Source organism: Streptomyces sp. NPDC049627 (assembly GCF_044465645.1).
In the GTDB taxonomy this organism is placed as follows: Bacteria; Actinomycetota; Actinomycetes; order Streptomycetales; family Streptomycetaceae; genus Streptomyces.
Genome location: NZ_JBITLW010000009.1, coordinates 267954 through 289610 on the forward strand (window position 1 = coordinate 267954; position 21657 = coordinate 289610).

The following is a 21657-nucleotide window of genomic DNA, read 5'->3' on the forward strand; positions in this document are numbered from 1 at the left end:
GTCAGAAAGGCGAGCGCATGCCCTTGCGGTTCGACGCACACATCTCGACCGCCGAGACCGACTACGGCACCGTACTGCTGGACGAACGAGCCGGCACATACTGGGAGTTGAACCCGACCGCCACCCTTGTGGTCCGGACCCTGCTCGACGGCGGCGAGGAGGCGGACGCGACGGCCGCTCTGATCCGCGAGTTCGACATCGACCGGGCACAGGCCCAGCGGGACGTCGAGGCGCTCGTCGGTCATCTGCGCGAGGCGGGACTGGCCTCATGACGACACCCAGCGCGCTGGAACGCCCCACCGGTGTGCCCCTCGGCCACCGCCTGGCCGCCCTCCTCGTCCTGCTCCCCGCCGTCGCCCTCGCCCTCCTGCCACCCCGCCGTATCCGCACCGTGCTGGGCGTGCTGCGGCGCGGTGCCGCACCCGCCACCGCCGCGCAGGCCCAGGACGCGCGCGACGCCATGTGCGCCGCCAGCCTGCGCTGCGCCGGCCCGAAGGGGTGCCTGCCGCGCACCCTGGGGGCCGCGCTGCTGTGCCGGCTGAGGGGGACGTGGCCGACCTGGTGCACCGGAGTCCGCGTGGTCCCGCCCTTCACCGCGCACGCCTGGATCGAGGCGGAGGGACGCCCCGTGGGCGAGGGCGTACCCGACGGCTATTTCGCCCGGCTGGTGGCCGTCGAGCCGGCCGACCGATGAGCGCCGGGGCGGCTGCGGACGCCGGCCCGGCGGCGGACGGCACGGTCGCGGACCACAGCCCCCACGAGCCCGCCGACGAGGACCGGTCGACCCGCGCGGCCGTGGCCACGCTGTACGGGCTCACCGCCGGTCACCGGACCGCCGTCGCCGTGGCCACCGCGCTGACGCTGGCCGGTTCCGCGCTGGGGCTGGCCCAGCCGCTGGTGGCCCGGCACGCCGTGGACGCGAGCGGCCGCGGCCAGGTCGTCTGGCCGCTGCTGGCGCTCCTCGGCGCACTGTTCCTCGTGGAGGCGGCGATCGGGTCGGCGGGGCGCTTCCTGCTGGAGCGGATGGGCGAGGGCGTCGTACGGGAGCTCCGGCTCGGCCTGGTGGGGCGGCTGCTCCGGCTGGAGATGCGGGAGTACGACCGCCACCGCAACGGCGACCTCATCTCCCGGGTCACCGCCGACACCACCCTGCTGCGCGAGGTCGTCTCGCAGGCCCTGGTCGACCTGGTGACCGGAAGCCTCGTCGCCGCCGGAGCGGTGATCCTGATGGCGTGGCTCGACCCGCTGCTGCTGCTTCTGGTCGCGCTCACCGTGGCCGTCGCCGCGGCCGTGGTCACCTCGCTGCTCCAGGGCCTGCGGAAAGCGTCCGAGCGTATGCAGGACTCGGTCGGTGCCGTCGCCGCGGACCTGGAACGCGCCCTGGGCGCCCTGCCCATGGTCCGGGTGCACCGCGCCGAGGACCGCGAGGCCGCCCGCATCGGGAACCGGGTCCAGGAGGCCTACGACGCGGGGGTCCGCACCGCGAAGCTCGCCTCCGTCATGAGTCCCGCCGTCGAACTCGCCGTCCAGGGCTCCTTCCTCCTCGTGCTCGTCGTCGGTGGCCTGCGGGTCAGCGGTCACGCCGGCTCCCTCGGGGACCTCGTCGCGTTCCTGCTGTACGCCTCGTACCTCGTCCTGCCGCTGTCCTGTGTCTTCCACGCGGTGGGTCTGGTCCAGCGCGGCATGGGCGCCTACCGGCGCGTCGACCAGGCGCTGCGCCTCCCCGTGGAGCACACGGGCCCGTCGGCCGGGCGAACCCGCCACCGGCCGCCGCCGTCCGTCCCCGTCGGCCGGCCGGCGCTCGCCCTGCACGACGTCCGCTTCGCTTACGCCCCGGGCCGGCCCGTGCTGTCGGGCGTGTCCTTCACCGTCCCGCACCACCGGCACGTGGCCCTGGTGGGGCCCTCGGGGGCGGGCAAGAGCACCGTCTTCGCACTGGTCGCCGGGTTCTACGAACCGGACGCGGGGACCGTGCTGTTCGACGGGCGCCCCGCCGCCGAGCTGGGCCGCGACGCCTGCCGACGACGCATCGCCGTGGTGGACCAGAACACCCATGTCGTCCACGGCACCCTGCGGGAGAACATCACCTACGCCGTGCCCGACGCGCCGGACGCCGAGATCCGGCGGGTCCTCGCACTGACCCGCCTGGAGGAGCTCGTCGACCGGCTGCCCGGCGGTCTGGACGCCGTCGTCGGGGAACGCGGCAGCACGCTCTCGGGCGGCGAACGCCAACGCGTCGCCCTGGCCCGGGCCCTGCTCGCCCGCCCCGCGCTGCTCCTGCTGGACGAGCCCACCTCCCACCTCGACGCGATCAACGAGGCGGCGCTGACCACGGTGATGAAGGACGTCGCCCAGGAATGCGCCCTGCTGGTCATCGCCCACCGCCTGTCCACCGTGCAGCACGCCGACCACATCATCGTGCTCCACCAGGGCCGCACCACCGCCCTCGGACGCCACGAGGAGCTGCTGGCGCGCGACCCCCTCTACCGTGACCTGGCCACGAGCCAGATGCTGCGCCCCGGCGGGACGCCGGCGGACCACGACGGAGGCCGGGCCCACGGCTGAGGCGGACACCGCCGAGCGGGCCCTGCCCGCGCACCGGACCGCCGCGGGCGGCGGGCGGCGCCCGGGACCCGCGTTCCTGCACATGCCCGCTGAGCCAGAACGTGCCATCGTGGCATGAGCGTGCCCGAACCCGGTTACCCGGCCTCGGCACGTCGATCAGCGAGGGCGTCCCTGCCCGCGCAGGGACGCCGGATGGGAACGCCATGACCAGCGGCTTCAGTGGTCCGGAGGACTACGACCCCTTCGGAGAATTCCTCGCCCGCTTCTTCGGCGGACCGCGCCCCGGTCCCCGGCAGATCGACATCGGCCGACTGCTCAGTCAGCCGGCCCGGGAGCTGGTGCGCGGCGCCGCCCAGTACGCCGCCGAGCACGGCAGCCGCGACCTGGACACCCAGCATCTGCTGCGCGCCGCCCTGTCCGCCGAGCCGACGCGGTCGCTGCTCAGCCGGGCCGGCGCGGATCCCGACTCACTGGCGACGGAGATCGACGAGCGGTCGGGCCCGGTCCAGCACCCGCCGGGCGAGGCCCCGCCGCCGACGTCGCTCTCCCTCACTCCGGCCGCCAAGCGCGCCCTGCTGGACGCGCACGACCTGGCCCGGGCGCGCGGCGCCGGTTACATCGGCCCCGAGCATGTGCTCAGCGCCCTCGCCGCGAACCCCGACTCGGCCGCCGGTCACATCCTCAACGCGGCTCGTTTCGCACCGTCCGGCATGCCGCCCGAGGTCCCCGAGGCCCCCCAGGCCCGCCCTCGCGTCGATCAGCGGCCGCGCGTCGACACCGGCACCCCGACCCTCGACAAGTACGGCCGCGATCTCACCGACCTCGCCCGCCAGGGCCGTATCGACCCGGTGATCGGCCGGGAGGAGGAGATCGAGCAGACGGTCGAGGTGCTGTCCCGGCGCGGCAAGAACAACCCGGTGCTCATCGGTGACGCGGGCGTAGGCAAGACCGCGATCGTGGAGGGCCTGGCCCAGCGGATCGCCGACGGTGACGTGCCGGACGTGCTCAGCGGCCGCCGGGTGATCGCCCTCGACCTGACGGGCGTGGTCGCGGGCACCCGCTACCGCGGTGACTTCGAGGAGCGGCTCAACAACATCGTGGGCGAGATCCGCTCGCACTCCGACCAACTGATCGTGTTCATCGACGAGTTGCACACCGTCGTGGGCGCCGGAGGCGGCGGCGAGGGCGGTTCCATGGACGCCGGGAACATCCTCAAGCCGGCCCTGGCGCGCGGCGAGCTGCACATCGTGGGCGCGACGACCCTGGAGGAGTACCGCAGGATCGAGAAGGACGCCGCGCTCTCCCGCCGCTTCCAGCCGATCCTCGTCCCCGAGCCGACCACAGCGGACGCGATCGAGATCCTGCGCGGCCTGCGCGACCGCTACGAGGCCCACCACCAGGTCCGCTACACCGACGAGGCGCTCGTCGCCGCCGTGGAGCTGTCCGACCGCTATCTCACCGACCGCCGCCTGCCGGACAAGGCCATCGACCTGATCGACCAGGCGGGCGCCCGGGTACGGCTGCGCGCGCGGACCAAGGGCACGGACGTACGGGCCATGGAGCGCGAGGTCGAGCAGCTGTACCGGGACAAGGACCAGGCGGTCGCCGACGAGCAGTACGAGCAGGCGACACAACTGCGCGACCGTATCGTCGAGTTGAAGCAGCGCATCGCGGACGTGGGCGGCGACGACGAGGTCGACGAGGGCATGAACCTGGAGGTCACCGCCGAGGCGATCGCGGAGGTCGTCTCCCGGCAGACCGGCATCCCGGTGAGCAGCCTCACCGAGGAGGAGAAGGACAAGCTGCTCGGCCTGGAGGAGCATCTGCACGAGCGGGTCGTCGGCCAGGACGAGGCGGTGCGCGTGGTCTCCGACGCGGTGCTGCGCTCCCGGGCCGGGCTCGCCAGCCCCGACCGCCCGATCGGCAGCTTCCTCTTCCTCGGCCCGACCGGGGTCGGCAAGACCGAGCTGGCCCGGGCCCTGGCGGAGGCCCTGTTCGGCAGCGAGGAGCGCATGGTCCGCCTGGACATGAGCGAGTACCAGGAGCGGCACACCGTCAGCCGCCTGATCGGCGCCCCGCCCGGCTATGTCGGCCACGAGGAGGCCGGTCAGCTCACCGAGGTCGTGCGCCGGCACCCGTACTCGCTGCTCCTGCTCGACGAGGTGGAGAAGGCGCACCCGGACGTCTTCAACATCCTGCTCCAGGTGCTGGACGACGGACGGCTGACCGACGCGCAGGGCCGGACCGTCGACTTCACCAACACGGTCATCGTGATGACCAGCAACCTGGGCTCGGAGGCGATCACCCGGGGCGGTACCGGAATCGGGTTCGGCGCGGGCGACACGGAGGCCGACGAGGAGGCGCGGCGCGAACGGATCCTGCGGCCGCTGCGCGAGCACTTCCGGCCCGAGTTCCTCAACCGCATCGACGAGGTCGTCGTCTTCCGCCAGCTGACCCACGAGCAGCTGGAGCGGATCACCAACCTGCTGCTGGACAAGACCCGCCGCCTGCTGCACGCCCAGGGCGTCTCGGTCGACTTCACCGACACGGCCGTCGGCTGGCTCTCCGAGCGCGGCTACCAGCCCGAGTACGGCGCCCGCCCGCTGCGCCGCACCATCCAGAAGGAGGTCGACAACCAGCTCTCCCGGCTCCTCCTGGACGGCCGGATCGGCGAGGGCGGACGAGTGACGGTGGACGTGGAGGACGGACGGCTCGCCTTCCGTACGGAGGAGCTGCCGCCCGCCCCCGAGTTGTGACGGTTACGAGGCAGGCCGTACGACCATCGCCGAGCCGCCGCCCCGGCGTACCGTCTCGGCTGCCGCCAGCCACTTCCCGTTCGGCAGCCGCTGCACACCGGTAGCCGCACCGATCTCGGGGTTCTGTCGGAAGCCGTGCCCGATCGCTTCGAGCTGGGCCTTCAGCGGGCTGTTCCACAGGCCCGGTTCGAGTTCGGTGGTGGTCTGGTTGCGCTGGCTGGCGCGCGGCGCGGCGATCGCGTCGACCAGCGGCAGACCGCGGTCGAGGAAGCCGGTCAGGGTCTGCAGCACGGTGGTGATGATGGTCGCGCCACCGGGCGAACCGAGCGCCACGACGGGCTTGTTGTGCCCGTCGAGCACGATCGTCGGGGACATCGAGGAGCGCGGCCGCTTGCCGGGCCCCGGCAGGTTCGGGTCGTGGACGGACGGGCTGGCCGGGGTGAAGGAGAAGTCGGTCAGCTCGTTGTTGAGGATGAAGCCACGGCCCGGGACCGTGATGCCGCTGCCGCCGGTCTGCTCGATGGTGAGCGTGTACGACACGACGTTGCCCCACTTGTCGGCCACCGTCAGGTGCGTCGTGCTGTCGCCCTCGTACGTGGTCGGGGCCGCCGTGCCGCTCGCGTCGCAGGCGGCCGGGTTGCGCGGGTCGCCCGGCGCGACCGGGCTCGTCAGCACCGCGTCGTCCTTGATCAGGCACTCCCGCGAGTCGGCGTACCGCTGCGAGAGCAGCTCAGTCGTCGGTACGTCCTCGAAGGCGGGGTCGCCGACCCAGCGCCCGCGGTCGGCGAAGGCGATACGGCTGGCCTCGATGTACCGGTGCAGGTACTGGGCCTCGCTCGCCTTCGACAGGTCGGTGTTCTCCAGGATGTTCAGCGCCTCGCCGACGGTCGTGCCGCCGGAGGAGGAGGGCGCCATGGAGTAGACGCCGAGTCCGCGGTACGAAGTCCTGGTGGGCGCCTGGGACTTGACGCGGTAGGCGGCCAGGTCCTCGGCGGTCAGGTCGCCGGGGCGGGCCCTCCAGCCGGAACCGGGGTCCACGGGCGGGTGGTTGACCGTGTCGACGATGTCCTCGGCGAGGTCGCCGCGGTAGAGCGCGCCGACGCCCTTCCGCGCCAGCTGGGCGTAGGTGCGGGCGAGGTCGGGGTTCTTGAAGGTGGAGCCGACGACCGGAAGTCGGCCGCCCGGAAGGAACAGCTTCGCGGTGTCCGGGAAGTAGCGGAACCGGGTCTCGTTGGCGGCGGTCTGCGCGCGGAAGGTGTCGTCGACGGTGAAGCCGTCCCGGGCGAGCCGCTCGGCGGGCTTCAACAGGGTGCCGAGCCCCCTGCTCCCCCACTTGTCCAGCGCCTTCTGCCAGGTGGCGGGCGTGCCCGGGGTTCCGACGCTCAGGCCGCTGCTGACGGCCTCGGCGAACGGGATCGCCGTGCCGTTCTCCGTGAACAGGCCGGAGTCGGCGGTCAGCGGCGCCGTCTCGCGGCCGTCGAGGGTCTGCACCGTACGGGACTTGGCGTCGTAGTAGACGAAGTAGCCGCCTCCGCCGATGCCGGCGGAGTAGGGCTCGGTCACGCCGAGCGCGGCGGCCGTGGCCACGGCGGCGTCGACGGCGTTGCCGCCCTTGCGCAGGACCTCGATGCCGGCCGCGGAGGCGTCCGCGTCGACGCTCGACACCGCGCCGCCGTAGCCGACGGCGACCGGGACCTTCTCAACTGCCGTGGCCCCGGCACCGGGTGGCGCTGCCGCCCCCACCGAGACCACCGCGGCCGAGACCGCCAGGACCGACAGTTTTCGTGCGACAGGGCGACGCATCCGCACCTCCAGTCAGGGACCGTTCGCGCAGCCTATTCGATCGCCATGCCCCCGTCAGCCCGCCCACACCGGGCTCCGCTCGAACACGGGTTTGCGTTGGCCCGCTAGCATGCGCGCCCATGAATGACGACGTACGCAACATCGTCCTCGGCGTGGTCGCGGCCGGCATCAGCGCCGCCCTCGGCTGGATCGCCCGCACTTATCTGTGGCGGCGCAAGCTCCGCCGCAAGCAGGCGTTCTTCGGGCTGCCCGACCACTCCGAGTCGCTGCTCGTCGTCAACCGGGACGCGGGCAGCTCCGATCTCGCGGTGCACCGTTACGACGTGTTCGCGTTGCTCGAACTCTCCGCCCTCATCAAGGACTGCGGTGCGCACGCCGAGGTGATCACCCAGGACATGGCGCGGCAGGGCTTCGGGGAGCGCACGGAGTTCTGCGTCGGCGGCCCGGGGTCCAACCGGCGGATGGCGGCCCACATGCACGCCATGCTGCCCGGGGTGCGGGTGAACACCGACCCGGAACCCGGCCCGGACCGGCTGGCGTTCCAGATCGGCAGCGAGCGCTACCGCATGGAGAAGGGCCTGTCCGAACACGTCCTGCTGGCCCGTCTCACCGCCGGACAACCCGGCCTGAACCGGCCCGTCTTCCTGTTCTGCGGCCAGACCGCGATCACCAACCAGGCCGCGACCCGCTACCTGGCCCGCAATCACGAACGGCTGGCCCGCAAGTACGGCAACAACGCGTTCGTCCTCCTGCTGAAGGTGGTCAACTCGCAGGCGTACGGCCCCGATGTCGCCGAACTGGTCGCGGACGTCACTCGGGCCGCGCAGGCACCCCTGCCGACGCCGGCGGCTCCCCGCAACAGCCACCGCGCCTCCTGAGGTCCGTTACATTCCGGTAATCGTTACTGCCACGTAACTTACCGACGGGTTACTTGCGGTAAGGGGCCGCGGTTACCGTTCGGTCACTTTGCACTGACACGAGTGAGGAGTGACCCGTGGGACACCACCATCGCAAGGCCCTGCGTACGACCGCCGTGGGCGCCGTCTCCGCGACTCTGGTCGCCGGTAGCGCCCTCGGGCTCGCCCCCGCCGCCCAAGCCACCGGCAACGACGTCCGCTTCGTCGACATCACCGGCGACGGCGGCACCACCCTCAAGGCGAACGTCGTCACGCCGGCCGGGGCCGACGGCACCCACCACTACCCCCTGCTCGTGCTGCCCACGAGCTGGGGCCTGCCCCAGGTCGAGTACTTCGCGCAGGCCCAGAAACTCGCGAACTCGGGCTATGTCGTGGTCAGTTACAACGTGCGCGGCTTCTGGCAGTCGGGCGGCGAGATAGAAGTGGCAGGACCGCCGGACATAGCCGACGCGTCCAAGGTCATCGACTGGGCGCTCGCCAACACCCCGGCCGACGCGGGCCACATCGGCATGGCGGGCGTGTCGTACGGCGCCGGCATCAGCCTGCTGACCGCCGCCCACGACAAGCGGGTCAGGGCGGTCGCCGCCCTCAGCGGCTGGGCCGACCTCATCGACTCGATCTACTCCGGCCGCACCCAGCACGTGCAGGCCGCCGCGGTGCTGGACGGCGCGAGCCTCGTCACCGGCCGCCAGAGCGCCGAGATCCGGCAGATCTTCGACGCCTTCTACGCCTCCAACCTGTCCAAGGAACAGGACATGATCAACTGGGGGAAGAAACGTTCTGTCGCTACATACGTGGATCAACTCAACAAGAGCGGCGCCGCGGTCATGATGGCCAACGCCTGGGGCGACACGGTCTTCCCGCCCAACCAGTACGCGGACTTCTACGAGAAGCTGACCGGCCCCAAGCGGCTGGAGTTCCGGCCCGGCGACCACGCCACCGCCGAGCTGACCGGGCTGTTCGGCCTGCCCAACGACGTCTGGACGGACACCGAGCGCTGGTTCGACCACCACCTCAAGGGCGAGGACAACGGCATCGACCGCGAGCTGCCGGTCCGGCTCAAGTCCCGCTCCACGGGCGGCTACGAGGGCTACCCGGACTGGAAGTCGGTCGGCGCGACGAACAGGAAGCTCGCCCTCGCGGGCACGACCACCATCCACACCAACGTCAACTCGGGCGCGGACGGCGGAGTCGTCTTCCTCTCCAGCATCCTCGACCAGGTGGCCCAGCTGCCCCCGATGGCCTCGATCCCGCTGATCCCCCGGTACTGGGCGGGCGTATGGCAGTCGGAGAAGTACGCCACGGCGCAACGCGTGCGCGGCACCGCGAAGTTGCACACCACCCTCACCCCGACCAAGGAGAGCGGCACCCTCGTCGCCTACCTCTACGACGTGGGCCCGCTCGGCCTCGGCAAGCTGGTCAGCAACGCGCCGTACACCTTCCACGGACGTACGCCCGGACAGCCGTTCACCGTCGACCTGGAGCTGTACTCCACGGCCTACGACGTACCGGCAGGGCACCGGCTCGCCCTGGTCGTCGACACGGTCGACCCGCTCTACATCGAGCACAACCCGTCCGGCGCGCGGCTGACCTTCTCCTCACCGGCGAACGACCCGTCGTACGTGTCGGTTCCCCTGCGCGAGCAGTGATCTCCGGCCGGCGCCGGCCGGGTATGGCTCTATGACTGCTGCCCCCTGCTGCCCCTGGGTCCAGGGGCGGTGGGGGGATCCCCACCCGGCAGCAGCGTCCCTGGTCGTGGCCGGGGCCACCGCCACGGCCTTGGGGACGGACGGACCATCGTAGTCGAGGTCGGACACGGCGAGGATTCCGGTGGGGAAAACGCCGTTGGTCTCGGCATGGTCGTGTTTCCCGCTCAGTGATGGAGGATCTTCGACAGGAAGTCCCGGGCGCGCTCGCTGCTGGGGTTGGTGAAGAACTCGTCGGGGCTGCGGTCCTCGACGATGCGGCCGTCGGCCATGAACACGACGCGGTTGGCGGCCGAGCGGGCGAAGCCCATCTCATGGGTGACCACGATCATCGTCATTCCGTCGCGGGCGAGTTGACGCATCACCTCCAGAACCTCGTTGATCATCTCTGGGTCGAGCGCGGAGGTGGGCTCGTCGAACAGCATCGCCTTGGGACCCATGGCGAGGGCGCGGGCGATGGCGACGCGCTGCTGCTGACCGCCGGAGAGCTGTGCCGGGTATTTGTCGGCCTGGTCGGCCACGCCGACGCGGTCGAGGAGTTCGCGGGAGTGCTTGTCGGCCTCCTCCTTCCCGCGCCGCCTGACCTTGACCTGGCCGAGCGAGACGTTCTGCAGGACCGTCTTGTGGGCGAAGAGGTTGAAGGACTGGAAGACCATGCCGACTTCGGCGCGCAGCCGGGCGAGCGCCTTGCCCTCGTCGGGCAGTGGCTGTCCGTCGAGCAGGATCGTCCCGGACTGGATGGTCTCCAGCCGGTTGATGGCCCGGCACAGCGTCGACTTCCCCGAACCCGACGGGCCGATGACCACGACCACCTCGCCCTTGGCGACGGTGAGGTTGATGTCCTGCAGTACATGCAGGTCCCCGAAGTACTTGTTGACGTCACGCAGCTCGATCAGTGGATCGCCAGCCATGCCCAGCCCCAGTCATGTTCAGCTGTGTAGCGGTGGCCGCAAACTATCCGGGCAAGAGTGGACTTAATACACGACACGCACTTTTCGGGCATAAGCCGTATTTACACCGCTCTTATGTCGAGGTGCGGGCCCGGGTCTCACGCCTCCGCGACCTCCGCGTACAGCTGCGAAAGCTCCGGCACCCCGTTCGCGGCCCAGTCCTGCCCCGAGGTCACGACATCGAACTCACGGCCGGAGGCGAGCCGGACCACCGGCTGGCCGTCCGGCCAGATCTCCCAGGCGGCTCCCGGCACGGTGCGCACGATGACGGTGCCGAGATACAGACCGGCGTCGTTGCCCAGCCACGGCAGGATCTCCTCGTCGTCCCGCCAGCGCGGCAGCAACTGGTCGAGCGCCTCCAACGAGGCCGCCGTGTCATCGAGTTGGATCCCCGCCCGGGACGCATGGGAGCGCAGGAGTTCGCACTCGGAAAGGAGTTCGGCGAGGCCCTCGGGGTCGGGGGCCCCGCGCTTCTCGGGCCGGTGGCCCAGAAAAGGGATCTTCATACACCCAAGCGTGTCATTCGTACCGGCGTACGCACCACAGGCGCGCGGAAGGCCGATTCGGGTCGAGTTCACGCCGACTTCGGGCATGGCTCGTTGACGGACCCCAGGCGCCTCTCTACCTTCGCGATGCGTCTTTCGTCTCGTTGTGAACGGTCGTGCGCTGCGTGTACGAGAGGAGTCGGCCGTGCGCCGATGTGTGTGGGGTTCCACCGTCGTCCTCGCCCTGTTCGCCACCCTGGTGCCGACCGGCTCGGCACAAGCCGCCCCCGCGAGAGCCGAGCCGCTCCCGCTGGAGCGGCTCTTCGACAACACCGCGGTGAGCCGGGACGCCCGGCCGGGCGAGGCCGACTTCGACGGCTCGGGCGGCTCCCTGTCGGCCCAGGACCTGTCGGCCGCGGGCTGGACGCCGGGCCGCACACTCACCGTCCAGGGCGCCCGGCTGACCTGGCCGAAGCGGCGGCCGGGCGAGCCGGACAACGTCCTCGCCGACGGACAGAATGTGCGGGTGCGCGGCCACGGCGACGCGCTCGCGTTCCTGGTGGCCGGCACGGGCGGCATCGGCGTCGGCGGCCCGGGGACGGTGTCGTACGCCGACGGGACGCGGACGTCCTACAGCCTGACCGCGCCCGACTGGCGCACCGGCCCGCTCGCCACCAAGGCCGTGGCGCTGCCGCACGTCAACACGTCGGGCGGCCAACTCGCCGAGCGCGCGCGGCTGTACGTCGTGACGGTGCCGCTCGCCCCGGGTCGCGCGGTCGTCTCGGTACGGCTGCCGCGCGCGGCGGGGCTGCATGTGTTCGCGGTGGCGGTGCGGGCCGCGTCCCCGGGCTGGACGGGGAGCTGGTCGGCCGCGACGGGCGGCTATCCGGCCGTGGGGCCGTGGAGCGACCGGACGGTGCGGCTGGTGGTGCACACCTCGGCGGGCGGGCCACGGGTGCGGCTGCGGTTCGACAACACGTTCGCGGCGGTGCCGGTGCGGATCGCAAGCGCCACGGTGGCGGTGCAGAAGGCGGGCGCGGCGGCGCGGGGGAAGCCGGTCGCGGTGTCCTTCCGAGGCGCGGCGGGCGTCGGGATCCCGGCGGGAGCGCAGGCCTACAGCGATCCGCTCGGCTTCGCGGTGCCCGCGGACGCCAATCTGCTGGTCAGCTTCCATCTGCCCGGGACGGTGCCGGCGGCCCCGGTGCACCGGCTCGCGCAGCAGCGCTCGTATGTGAGCGAGCCGGGCGACCATACGGCGGACGCCTCCGCGGCGCCGTACGGCACCGTCCTGACCAGCTGGCCGCTGCTGACCGGGGTCGACGTGGGCGGTGGGCCGGGGTCGGTGGTGCTGCTCGGGGACTCGATCACCGACGGGGACAAGTCCACGGTGGATGCCAACCGGCGGTGGCCCAATGTGCTGGCCACACGGCTGCTGAACCAGAGTGTGGTCCCGCGCTATGGGGTGCTCAACCAGGGGATTTCGGGCAACCGTGTGGTCAGCGACCGCTATGCCGGTGACGGGGTGTCGACGGACACGGCCGGCGTGAGCGCCTTGTACCGGTTCGACCGGGATGTTCTGGCCCAGACGTCGGTGCGGACAGTCGTGGTGTTCGAGGGCGTCAACGACGTGCGGTGGGGCACGACCGCGGAGCAGGTGATCGCCGGGCTGCGCTGGATCGCGGACCGGGGGCATGCGCGCGGGCTGCGGATGCTGGCTGCGACCATCCTGCCCTGCGAGGGGGAGGCGCGGTGCACGGCGGCCGTCGATGCGGAGCGGGTCAAGGTGAACCAGTGGATCCGCTCCGGCGCCGCCGGGTTCGACGGCGTGCTCGACTTCGACGCGGTGGTGCGGGATCCGGCGCGGCCTTCGCGGATGCTTCCCGCGTACGACAGCGGGGACCATCTGCATCCCGGCGATGCGGGGCTCGCTGCGCTGGCTGGGTCGGTGGATCTGCGGGGGCTGGTGCGGTAGTCCTCGGCGTGGCGGCGGGCGACTGGGGGCTGCCGCCCCCAGACCCCCGCTTCGGCCCTGAAGGGGCCTTGCCCTCAAACGCCGGACGGGCTGGGGGCCGCTTCTCTACACGTCGAGATCCACGACCACCGGCGCATGATCCGACGCGCCCTTGCCCTTGCGCTCCTCGCGGTCCACGTAGGCGTCGGTGACGGCCTTGGTGAACGGCTCGTTGCCGTACACCAGGTCGATGCGCATGCCGCGGTTCTTGGGGAAACAGAGCTGGCGGTAGTCCCAGTAGGTGTACGGGTGGTCGTACTTGAGGGGACGCGGGACCACGTCGGACAGGCCGGACTCGCGCAGGGCGGTGAGGGCGGCGCGCTCGGCGGGGGTGACGTGGGTGAGGCCCTCGAAGGCGGCCACGTCGTAGACGTCGTCGTCCGTCGGGGCCACGTTGTAGTCGCCCAGCACCGCGAAGGGGCGGCTGCCGCCCGCGTCGCCGGCGACGGCGGCCCTGAGGGCCTCGAACCACTGGAGCTTGTAGGCGTAGTGGGGGTGGTCCACCTCACGGCCGTTCGGCACGTACACCGACCAGACGCGGATCGGGCCGCAGGTCGCGGAGATGGCGCGGGGCTCCACGGCGCCGTCGTAACCGGGATCGCCGGGCAGGCCCTTGACGACCTCCTTGAGGCCGACGCGGGAGAGCACCGCCACGCCGTTCCACCGGCCGGTGGCGTGGACCGCCGCCTCGTAGCCGAGGTCGCGCAGCGGGTCGAACGGGAACTGGTCCTCGGCGACCTTGGCCTCCTGGAGGCACAGCACGTCGGTGCCGCTGCTCTCCAGCCAGGCCAGGAGCCTCGGCAGGCGGGCGGTGATCGAGTTCACGTTCCAGGTCGCGATGCGCATGTCCAACAACCTACCGGGCGGGTACGACAATGCGGTCCCGTCCGGGGTGGGGCCGCTCACACCTCGGCCGAGTCTCCCGGGGTCAGGCGCAGGTGCTCCGCGCCGCCCAGGCCGCCGATCTGGCGGTCGTAGATCGGCCGGGCCAGGTCGGTGAGCAGGGCGTCGTGGATGTCGTAGGCGCGCTGCGGCTGGACCTCGCGGACGTAGTCGATGACTTCCGCGATCTTGTTCCAGGGGGCCATGACCGGGAGCATCAGTGTCTCGACCGGGCGGTCGGGGACGGTGAGGGCGTCGCCGGGGTGGAAGACCTTGCCGCCGTCGATGAGGTAACCGACGTTGGTGATGCGTGGGATGTCCGGGTGGATGACCGCGTGGAGTTCGCCGTGGACCTGGACGTCGAAGCCGGCGGCCGTGAAGGTGTCGCCGTGGCCGACGGTGTGCACACGGCCCGGGAAGGCGGAGGAGATCTTCTCCGCGACCGACTCGAGGGTCCAGATCTCGGCGGCCGGGTTGTTCTCCATGGCGGCGCGCAGGCGCAGTTCGTCGAAGTGGTCGGGGTGCTCGTGCGTGACGAGGATCGCATCCGCGCCGAGCGCGGCGTCCTCCTCGCTGAATCCTCCGGGGTCCAGGACGAGCGTCTGCCCGTCCTTTTCCAGGCGGATGCAGGCGTGCGACTTCTTCGTGAGCTTCATGGGTCCATCCTGGCAAGCGCCCGTTGCGGATGCTCACTCCGGCGGCTTGCGGATGCTCACTCCTCGGGCGTGGTCTCTTCCCTTATGACCTTCTGGGCGACCTTGAACGCGCTGTTCGCCGCCGGGACGCCGCAGTAGACGGCCGCCTGCAGCAGCACTTCCTTGATCTCGTTCGGGGTGAGGCCGTTGCGCAGGGCCGCGCGGGTGTGGAAGGCGAGTTCGTCCGTGTGGCCGCCCGCGACCAGGGCGGTGAGGGTGACACAGCTGCGGGAGCGCCGGTCGAGGCCGGGTCTGTCCCAGATCTCGCCCCAGGCGTACCGGGTGATGAAGTCCTGGAAGTCCCCCGAGAACTCGTCCGCCTGCTCCAGCGCGCGGTCGACGTGTGCGTCGCCGAGCACCTCGCGACGGACCTTGATCCCGGCGTCGTACGGGTCCCGTCGTCCCGTCGGCTGCGGCGGCACGGCGGCCGGGGCTATCTCGGCGACGGGCGCGGGCTGCGGGGGCGCGGCCAGGACCGGCTTGACGGGGGCGGCCTGGATGGCGGCCATCTGGCCGGTGGTCGCGTCGTAGGCGGGCTGCTGCCAGGCGGTGGAGAAGTGCCGGACCAGCAGGTCGGTGACGGCGGCGGGCTGCTCGACCGGCACGAGGTGGGAGGCGCCGGGGACGACGGCGAGGCGGGCGTCCGGTATGCCGGCGACCAGGGTGCGGGCCTCGGCGGGGCCGGTGACCTGGTCGTCCGAGCCGACGAGGACGAGGGTGGGCACGGTGACGCCGCCCAGTCGGGGCCGTACGTCGAAGGCGGCGAGTGCCTCGCAGGCGGCGATGTAGCAGCCGGGGTCGGTGGTGCGGACCATCTGCACGGCCCACTCGGTGATGGCGGGCTGGGCGGCGGCGAAGCCGGAGGTGAACCAGCGGTCGGGCGAGGTGCGGGCGATCGGGTCGAGGCCGTTCGTGCGCACGATCACACCCCGCTGCCGGAACTCGTCGGCCGTGCCGAAGCGGGGCGAGGCGGCGATCAGGGCGAGCGAGGCGAGGCGCTCGGGGTGACGCAGGGCCAGTTCGATACCGAGGGCGCCGCCGAGCGCGCAGCCCGCATAGCCGAAGCGCTGCACGCCGAGGCCGTCGAGGGTGGCGAGCAGCCGATCGGCGAGATCGGCGACGGAGCCCGCCGGGTACGCGGGCGCCCCGCCGTGTCCCGGCAGGTCGAACCGGAAGACACGCCACTGCTGGGCCAGCTCGGGGACCTGCCGGTCCCACATGTGCCAGGTGGTCCCCAGAGAAGGCCCCAGGATCAGGACGGGCGCCTCTTCTGGCCCGTCAAAGCGGTATTGCAGGGTGTTCGACGGTGTCTCACTCACGCCTCAGACCCTCTCACGTATCACGGACGCCCCTATAGCGGGGGGACGCTGGCTACCGTCTTGACCAGATTTTGGAGACCTCTCGGGCGGCCTGTCGCTTGAGGCGTCGGAGCATCTCACGCCGGGCCTTGCCCTCCTGGGTGCGGCGTGCGCAGTACGCCCGGGTGCGCGGGTCGCAGCGCGACCGGGGGAACACGATGCGGTGCAGGGCCACGTTGGCCTGACGGTCGCCGCCGTGGTGAACCGGCGCGAGGTCCGACGGCGACCTGAGTTGACTCTTCGATCGACCCGCGCCGGGGCGAACCTCATCCAGTGGAACGGCACCGGAGCGCAGAACCAGCGCCGGCGAACTGGCGCGCGACGCGGAGGCGCTTTCCATCCCATGTTTCGACACGATGTCTACCCATCATGGGGCAGTTGCACTATGTTCCCGTCCGAAAAGCCGCCGATACATGTGATGACTGGCGGGCTTCCTAGTCAAGGAACGGGATCGTGGACATCACCAGAAGACAGCCCGATCGCCTCGCCGTCCTGGGCAGCGGGGCGATCGTGTTGCCGGGCCCGCTGCCGGCGAGCCGGGGCGGCGACGGCCGTACCTCCGGCCGGCACATGGGGGGATCGGGGCGACGGCACCTACGTAAACCCGATCCCTCCGGGCGACTTCAGCGACTGGGGCTGTGTCCGGGTCGGTTGGGCAGCTCCATGGTGGTGAACATCGGCAGCGGCCTGCACATCGAGGTCGCGGGCTCCACCGCCCAGGGAGCGGCGGTCGGCCAGGAGTTCGGCGGAAGCGCGAGCGTGAACAGCGAGACCCGCCCCCTCTCCTGACCGCGCGCCCGGCGGCCACCCCATCGAGCGGGCCGCCGGGGCACACACCCCTACGGGGGACACCTCAAGGGGCGGGTGCGGACCGCGACGTCGTCCGCTCGTCTGCCACGTGGTCATGGACGACACGTCGGCTGTCCTCGCGTCCAGTGCGGCGGCGAGGTGAAAGCGTGCCCCGGCCCGCAGGCGAAGACACCGACAACGAACCCCGCATGGGCCACCCCGTCCCCCGTCCTGTGCTTTGTCGAGCAGACGAGTGCCACGACGCGGGCACGATCCGCCGCTCTCCGGCGGCCGAACACCCCCTCAGCAGACCAAGGAGATTGCGTAATGGACCACTCCATGGACCGCAGGCGCTTCCTGACCGCCGCCGCACTGACCGCCGGAGCGGCCGCCCTCCCCGGCGGTCTCCTCCCGGAGCAGGCCGCGGCCGCCGTCCCACCGCAGATCACGGTCCCCGACCGCGGCATCTACGACACCTCCCCCGCCTCCTCCTGGACCGACGGCTTCCTCACCGGCAACGGCGCATACGGAGCCATCCTCCACGGGGCGGCCACGCTGGAGAAGGTGGTCTTCAACCACCACCGGCTGGTGTTGCCGAACGGAACCCGCACCGTGGAACCCCCCGTGATCTCCGGCCGCCTGGAGGGCGTGCGCGACAAGGCACTCGCCGGCGACTACTCCGGCGCCAACAGAGACTTCGCCTCCGGATGGTCACTGCGCTGGACGCAGACCTACCACCCCGCGTACGAACTGCGCATCGACACCCCGGGCATGACCACGGTCAACGACTACGGCCGGGTCAACGACTTCCGCACCGGCGAGGTCAGCTCCAGCTGGACCGACCAGTACGGCACCTGGACCCGCAGGGCCTTCGTCTCCCGCGCCGACAACGTGATCGTCCACGAGCTGACCCCCGCCCCCGGCCGTACGGTCGACACCACGCTGAGCGTCAACACCGCGCTCGACGGAGTGCCCACGAGCCTCAGCTTCGCCACCCGCGCCACCGTCAGCAACGGCAACGGCTACCTGAACCTGCGCGGCACCTACCCCTCCGGGCGAGGCGCCTTCGGCTACGAGGGCGTCACCCGGGTCGTCGCCTCCGGCTCAGGCGCCTCCGTCAGCGTCAGCGGCTCCACCCTCGTGGTGGCCAGGGCGACCAGAGTGATCCTGCTGACCAAGCTGGACCGCTACGAGTCCTCCACCGCGTGGGATTCCGAGCCGCTGCACGCCGAGCTGGCCGCGCTCGGCACCGACTACGCGACGCTGCGCTCCGCGCACACCGCCCTCCACACCGCACTGTACGACCGCTCCCGCCTCGACCTGGGGGTGTCCGACGCCGACCGCAAGCTCTCCGTCAGCGAGCTGATAGCCCGCCAGAACGCGGACCGGAGCGTCATCGACCTCGCCCTGCTGGAGCGGCTCTACGACTCCGGCCGCTACCTCTTCATCAGCTCCAGCGGCATCCTGCCGCCCCGGCTCACCGGCATCTGGACGGGGTCCTGGAACGGCGCCTGGGCCGACGACTTCACCACCGACGCCAACGTCAACCTCCAGGTCGCGGGCGGCAACATCCTCGACACCACCGACGTCATGAAGGGCTACTTCAGCCTGATCCTGGGCCAGCTCGACGACTGGCGCACCAACGCCACCAATCTCTACGGCGCCCGCGGCTTCCTGGCCCCGTCCCGCACCGACGGGGAGTACGGCCACATGCTCCACTTCAACAACAGCTCGTTCCCGGGCCACTGCTGGACCGGCGGTGCGGACTGGCTCCTCCACCCGTTGCTCGAGTACTACGAGGTCACCGGCGATCAGGCCTTCCTGCGCGACAAGCTCGGTCCCGCCCTGATGGAACTGGCCCTGTTCTACGAGGACTTCCTCACCCGCACCGACTCGGCCGGCAAGGCGGTCTTCGTGCCGTCCTTCTCCATGGAGAACTCCCCCGGCAACACAGGCGTGTGCCTGTCGATCAACGCCACCGGCGACATCATGGCCGGCAAGCACGCCCTGCAGGCCGCCATCGACGCAGCCAACACCCTCGGTGTGGAACAGGGCAGCGGCCAGGGAGTCGCCCGCTGGACCGCCCTGCTGCGCAAGCTCCCCGCCTACCGCGTCAACGGCGACGGCGCGCTCGCCGAATGGTCCTGGCCCACCTTGACCGACCGCTACAACCACCGGCACATCCAGCATCTGTACGGCGCCTGGCCGCTGCACGAGATCAACCCCGAGGAGGAACCCTCCCTCGTCCGCCCGGCGCTCAAGGCCCTGGAGAACCGCGGCGACCAGAACATCTCCGCCCATGGCAGCCTGCACCGCGCCCTGGCCGGAGCCCGGCTGAAGGACGGCGGCAAGGTCTACGACAACCTGAAGAAGATCATCGGCAACAACATGGTCTTCAAGTCGCTGATGACCTCCCACAACCCGAACCTGGACATCTACAACGCCGACGCCGCCCACGCCCTCCCCGGCGTACTCGCCGAGGCCCTGATCTACTCCCGCCCCGGCGTCCTGGAAATCCTCCCGGCCCTGCCCGACCAACTGGCCAAGGGCTCCATCACGGGCGTACGGGCACGTGGCCGCATCCGTATCCACACCTTCAGCTGGGACCTGTCGGCCCGCACCGCCACCCTGTCCGTCACCTCCGCCGTCAACCAGGACGTCACCCTCGTCAGCCGCCGGGGCATGACGGCGGTGACCACATCGGCGGCCGTCGTCTCCTCCTCACTGGGCACCCACGCGCGTAAGGTCTCGCTGGTCGCCGGGCAGCGCACGGACATCACCGTCTCCCTGCTCAGCGGCTGGTTCCGGCTGGTCAACCGGCGTAGCGGCAAGGTCCTGGACGTCTCCGGCGGCGGCACTGCCGACGGCGGGAAGATCATCCAGTACACATCGTCGGGCGCCGCCAACCAGCAGTGGCGGTTCCTGCCCAACGCCGACGGTTCCTTCCGCCTCGCCGCCCGCCACAGCGGCAAAGTCCTCGACAGCCCCGGCGGCTCCGGCCAGGGCGCCCAGCTCGTCCAATGGCAGGACACGGGTGCCGACAACCAGCGGTGGAAGCTCGTCGACGCGGGCAGCGGCTCCTACCGGCTCGTCAACGTCCGCAACGGCTGGTGCGCGGACGTCGAAGGCGGATCGGCGGCCGACGGCGCCCGCGTCATCCAGTGGCCCGCCGATACCGGAACCAACCAGCAGTGGCAGCTCGACGCGCTGTGACGCGACGGCGCGACGCGGTGATTCTTCCCGCCGGGCGGGGTCCGGTTCTTCCCGCAAGGCGGGGTCAAGCGCTTCGATGACCGAGCGGCCCTCCAGCTCGTCGGCAGCCAGAGCGCGCTCAATCTACTGGTTGTTGCGGCAGGGTTACATTCGAAGCGCTTCGATAATACGGTGTGTGCCCCAAGTCGAACGTGTGTCACGGAAGGGAGCGCAGGTGCAGGCACCGCTGTTACGCATCCTGGGGCCGATCGAGATCAGCGGCGGCGCACACTCCGGGCCGCTTCGCGGCGTCAAGCCGTGCGCACTGCTCACCGCGCTGCTGCTCAGGCCGGGGAGCGTGGTGTCCCTGGAGAACCTGATGGAGGCCCTGTGGGCGGGCGAGCCGCCGCGTTCCGCCGTCGCGAACCTGCGCTCGTACGCGCATCTCCTGCGCCGACGGCTCCCGGTGTCCACTCCGCTGATCAGCCACCAGGGCGGTTATGAACTCCGGGTCGCGCCGGACGCCGTCGACCACCTGGTGTTCGAGCGGCTCGCCGACCGGGGCCGCAGCGCGGTCACCGACGACCCGCCCCGGGCCGTCGAGCTGCTCAACGCCGCCCTGGCACTGTGGAGTTCGGACCACGCGGCCCCCGGCGTCGAGCGGTACGGCATGCTCGACGGCCCGCTGCGCACGCTGGACGCCGAGCGCATCCGCGCCACCGAGGATCTGGCCGATGCCTGGCTCGGCGTCGGCCAGCCGCACTCCGCACTGCGTACGGCGGGGCAGGTGCTCGCCGCGGAGCCGCTGCGCATCCGCAGCTGGCTGCTCGTCCTGAACGCCCACCACCACCTCGGCGAACCAGGACGTGTGACCGACGCGTTCGAGTCGGCGCGGACCGTCTTCCGCCGCGAGCTCGGCACCGAACCCGATGCCTGTCTGGGGCGGCTGCATCAGCAGCTGCTCGCGGGGTGAACGCCATGGCCGCCGCCTTCTCGACGGTCTGCCACATTCTGCTCGCCGTCGTCCTCGCCGCATCCGCCGTGGGCAAGGCACGGCCCGCCGGATTCCGTGCCTTCCTCACCACGCTCGCCGACATGGGCCTCGGTACCCCGGGCCTGCGCCGCCCGCTGGCCTACGCGACCGTCACGGCCGAAGGCGTGGCCGCGGGCCTGCTGTTGCTGCCCGGCACGCGGGCCGGTGTGATCGGGCTCCTCCTCTCCTCGCTGGTCCTTGCCGCGCTCACCCTTGGCGTGGCGCGGGCGGTACGGGGCGGGGGTCCGCCCGTGACCTGCGCCTGTTTCGGGCGGACCGGGCGCCCCCTCGGCGTACTCCATCTGGTCAGGAACACCGGACTGCTGCTGGCCGCCGTCGGCGCCCTGGTCGTCACCGGCTCCGGCCCGGTGCGAGCGGCGGGCGGCGAGCTGGTCGTGTCCGTGGCCGCGGGTGCGGTGCTGGCCGTCGTCGTGATCGGCCTGGACGACATCGCCGATCTGTTCACCGCGCCCACCGCCTCCACCACCCGCGCCGCCGACCGCCCGTAGGAGTCC

17 protein-coding genes are annotated in these 21657 nt (G+C 71.5%); 11 read left to right on the plus strand and 6 right to left on the minus strand.

All coding sequences use genetic code 11. The features are described 5' to 3' along the window. Positions 1-17 precede the first annotated feature (17 nt). The 4 genes from ACIBU0_RS25535 (at position 18) to ACIBU0_RS25550 (ending at position 5321) form a co-directional block, all read left to right on the plus strand. Positions 18-272: a lasso peptide biosynthesis PqqD family chaperone gene (locus ACIBU0_RS25535; protein WP_398822232.1), complete on the plus strand. Its 255-nt coding sequence runs from the start codon at positions 18-20 to the stop codon at positions 270-272. Next, entirely contained in the window at positions 269-694 is a 426-nt protein-coding gene (locus tag ACIBU0_RS25540; RefSeq protein ID WP_398822235.1) for a lasso peptide biosynthesis B2 protein, read from the plus strand. Before ACIBU0_RS25535 ends, ACIBU0_RS25540 begins: the two co-directional genes overlap by 4 nt. Then, positions 691-2565, plus strand: coding sequence for an ABC transporter ATP-binding protein (locus tag ACIBU0_RS25545; protein WP_398822238.1), 1875 nt, complete (start codon positions 691-693; stop codon positions 2563-2565). Before ACIBU0_RS25540 ends, ACIBU0_RS25545 begins: the two co-directional genes overlap by 4 nt. A gap of 203 nt (positions 2566-2768) precedes the next feature. Beyond that, on the plus strand, positions 2769-5321 hold the full coding sequence (locus ACIBU0_RS25550; protein WP_398822241.1) for an ATP-dependent Clp protease ATP-binding subunit: 2553 nt from the start codon (positions 2769-2771) through the stop codon (positions 5319-5321). A 3-nt stretch (positions 5322-5324) separates the two neighbouring features. On the opposite strand, the gene ggt is transcribed toward ACIBU0_RS25550, so the two are convergent. Continuing rightward, positions 5325-7124, minus strand: a complete 1800-nt coding sequence (ggt, locus tag ACIBU0_RS25555; RefSeq protein WP_398822244.1) for a gamma-glutamyltransferase — start codon at positions 7122-7124, stop codon at positions 5325-5327. Between the two features lie 119 nt (positions 7125-7243). Here ggt and ACIBU0_RS25560 point away from each other — a divergent pair, with 119 nt between their 5' ends. After that, positions 7244-8002 (plus strand): hypothetical protein, encoded by a 759-nt coding sequence (locus ACIBU0_RS25560; protein ID WP_398822247.1) that lies wholly within the window; start codon positions 7244-7246, stop codon positions 8000-8002. Positions 8003-8118: 116 nt separating this feature from the next. Next, the gene (locus ACIBU0_RS25565) at positions 8119-9690 is read left to right on the plus strand and encodes a CocE/NonD family hydrolase (protein ID WP_398822250.1); all 1572 of its coding nucleotides are present in this window, start codon (positions 8119-8121) and stop codon (positions 9688-9690) included. A gap of 224 nt (positions 9691-9914) precedes the next feature. On the opposite strand, the gene ACIBU0_RS25570 is transcribed toward ACIBU0_RS25565, so the two are convergent. Further along, the gene (locus ACIBU0_RS25570) at positions 9915-10658 is read right to left on the minus strand and encodes an amino acid ABC transporter ATP-binding protein (RefSeq protein ID WP_398822253.1); all 744 of its coding nucleotides are present in this window, start codon (positions 10656-10658) and stop codon (positions 9915-9917) included. A 137-nt stretch (positions 10659-10795) separates the two neighbouring features. Beyond that, positions 10796-11203, minus strand: coding sequence for a DUF6278 family protein (locus ACIBU0_RS25575; protein ID WP_398822256.1), 408 nt, complete (start codon positions 11201-11203; stop codon positions 10796-10798). Positions 11204-11387: 184 nt separating this feature from the next. Here ACIBU0_RS25575 and ACIBU0_RS25580 point away from each other — a divergent pair, with 184 nt between their 5' ends. After that, positions 11388-13154: a GDSL-type esterase/lipase family protein gene (locus tag ACIBU0_RS25580; protein WP_398822259.1), complete on the plus strand. Its 1767-nt coding sequence runs from the start codon at positions 11388-11390 to the stop codon at positions 13152-13154. A gap of 105 nt (positions 13155-13259) precedes the next feature. On the opposite strand, the gene ACIBU0_RS25585 is transcribed toward ACIBU0_RS25580, so the two are convergent. The 3 genes from ACIBU0_RS25585 to pcaC are packed head-to-tail and all read right to left on the minus strand — an operon-like array spanning position 13260 to position 16089. After that, positions 13260-14039, minus strand: coding sequence for an exodeoxyribonuclease III (locus ACIBU0_RS25585; RefSeq protein WP_398822263.1), 780 nt, complete (start codon positions 14037-14039; stop codon positions 13260-13262). Positions 14040-14095: 56 nt separating this feature from the next. Next, the gene (locus tag ACIBU0_RS25590; protein ID WP_398822265.1) at positions 14096-14731 is read right to left on the minus strand and encodes an MBL fold metallo-hydrolase; all 636 of its coding nucleotides are present in this window, start codon (positions 14729-14731) and stop codon (positions 14096-14098) included. A gap of 56 nt (positions 14732-14787) precedes the next feature. Next, positions 14788-16089 carry a 4-carboxymuconolactone decarboxylase gene (pcaC, locus tag ACIBU0_RS25595; protein ID WP_398822268.1) on the minus strand — a complete coding sequence of 434 codons (1302 nt, stop codon included), beginning with the start codon at positions 16087-16089 and terminating at the stop codon, positions 14788-14790. A 492-nt stretch (positions 16090-16581) separates the two neighbouring features. Here pcaC and ACIBU0_RS25600 point away from each other — a divergent pair, with 492 nt between their 5' ends. From ACIBU0_RS25600 to ACIBU0_RS25615, 4 genes are all read left to right on the plus strand, one after another. Then, positions 16582-16917 carry a hypothetical protein gene (locus ACIBU0_RS25600; RefSeq protein ID WP_398822271.1) on the plus strand — a complete coding sequence of 112 codons (336 nt, stop codon included), beginning with the start codon at positions 16582-16584 and terminating at the stop codon, positions 16915-16917. A gap of 327 nt (positions 16918-17244) precedes the next feature. Further along, the gene (locus tag ACIBU0_RS25605; protein WP_398822275.1) at positions 17245-20130 is read left to right on the plus strand and encodes a glycosyl hydrolase family 95 catalytic domain-containing protein; all 2886 of its coding nucleotides are present in this window, start codon (positions 17245-17247) and stop codon (positions 20128-20130) included. Between the two features lie 214 nt (positions 20131-20344). Beyond that, positions 20345-21082, plus strand: coding sequence for a BTAD domain-containing putative transcriptional regulator (locus ACIBU0_RS25610; RefSeq protein WP_398822278.1), 738 nt, complete (start codon positions 20345-20347; stop codon positions 21080-21082). A gap of 5 nt (positions 21083-21087) precedes the next feature. Next, positions 21088-21651: a MauE/DoxX family redox-associated membrane protein gene (locus tag ACIBU0_RS25615; RefSeq protein WP_398822280.1), complete on the plus strand. Its 564-nt coding sequence runs from the start codon at positions 21088-21090 to the stop codon at positions 21649-21651. Positions 21652-21657: the final 6 nt, after the last annotated feature.

Bases quoted from the DNA above. Each gene is read 5' to 3' on its own strand.
- ACIBU0_RS25540 (WP_398822235.1), top strand. From the start codon at position 269: ATGACGACACCCAGCGCGCTGGAACGCCCCACCGGTGTGCCCCTCGGC.
- ACIBU0_RS25615 (WP_398822280.1), top strand. From the start codon at position 21,088: ATGGCCGCCGCCTTCTCGACGGTCTGCCACATTCTGCTCGCCGTCGTC.
- ACIBU0_RS25590 (WP_398822265.1), bottom strand. From the start codon at position 14,731: ATGAAGCTCACGAAGAAGTCGCACGCCTGCATCCGCCTGGAAAAGGAC.
- ACIBU0_RS25575 (WP_398822256.1), bottom strand. From the start codon at position 11,203: ATGAAGATCCCTTTTCTGGGCCACCGGCCCGAGAAGCGCGGGGCCCCC.
- ggt (WP_398822244.1), bottom strand. From the start codon at position 7,124: ATGCGTCGCCCTGTCGCACGAAAACTGTCGGTCCTGGCGGTCTCGGCC.
- ACIBU0_RS25585 (WP_398822263.1), bottom strand. From the start codon at position 14,039: ATGCGCATCGCGACCTGGAACGTGAACTCGATCACCGCCCGCCTGCCG.
- ACIBU0_RS25560 (WP_398822247.1), top strand. From the start codon at position 7,244: ATGAATGACGACGTACGCAACATCGTCCTCGGCGTGGTCGCGGCCGGC.
- ACIBU0_RS25535 (WP_398822232.1), top strand. From the start codon at position 18: ATGCCCTTGCGGTTCGACGCACACATCTCGACCGCCGAGACCGACTAC.
- ACIBU0_RS25605 (WP_398822275.1), top strand. From the start codon at position 17,245: ATGGACCACTCCATGGACCGCAGGCGCTTCCTGACCGCCGCCGCACTG.
- ACIBU0_RS25545 (WP_398822238.1), top strand. From the start codon at position 691: ATGAGCGCCGGGGCGGCTGCGGACGCCGGCCCGGCGGCGGACGGCACG.
- ACIBU0_RS25570 (WP_398822253.1), bottom strand. From the start codon at position 10,658: ATGGCTGGCGATCCACTGATCGAGCTGCGTGACGTCAACAAGTACTTC.
- ACIBU0_RS25550 (WP_398822241.1), top strand. From the start codon at position 2,769: ATGACCAGCGGCTTCAGTGGTCCGGAGGACTACGACCCCTTCGGAGAA.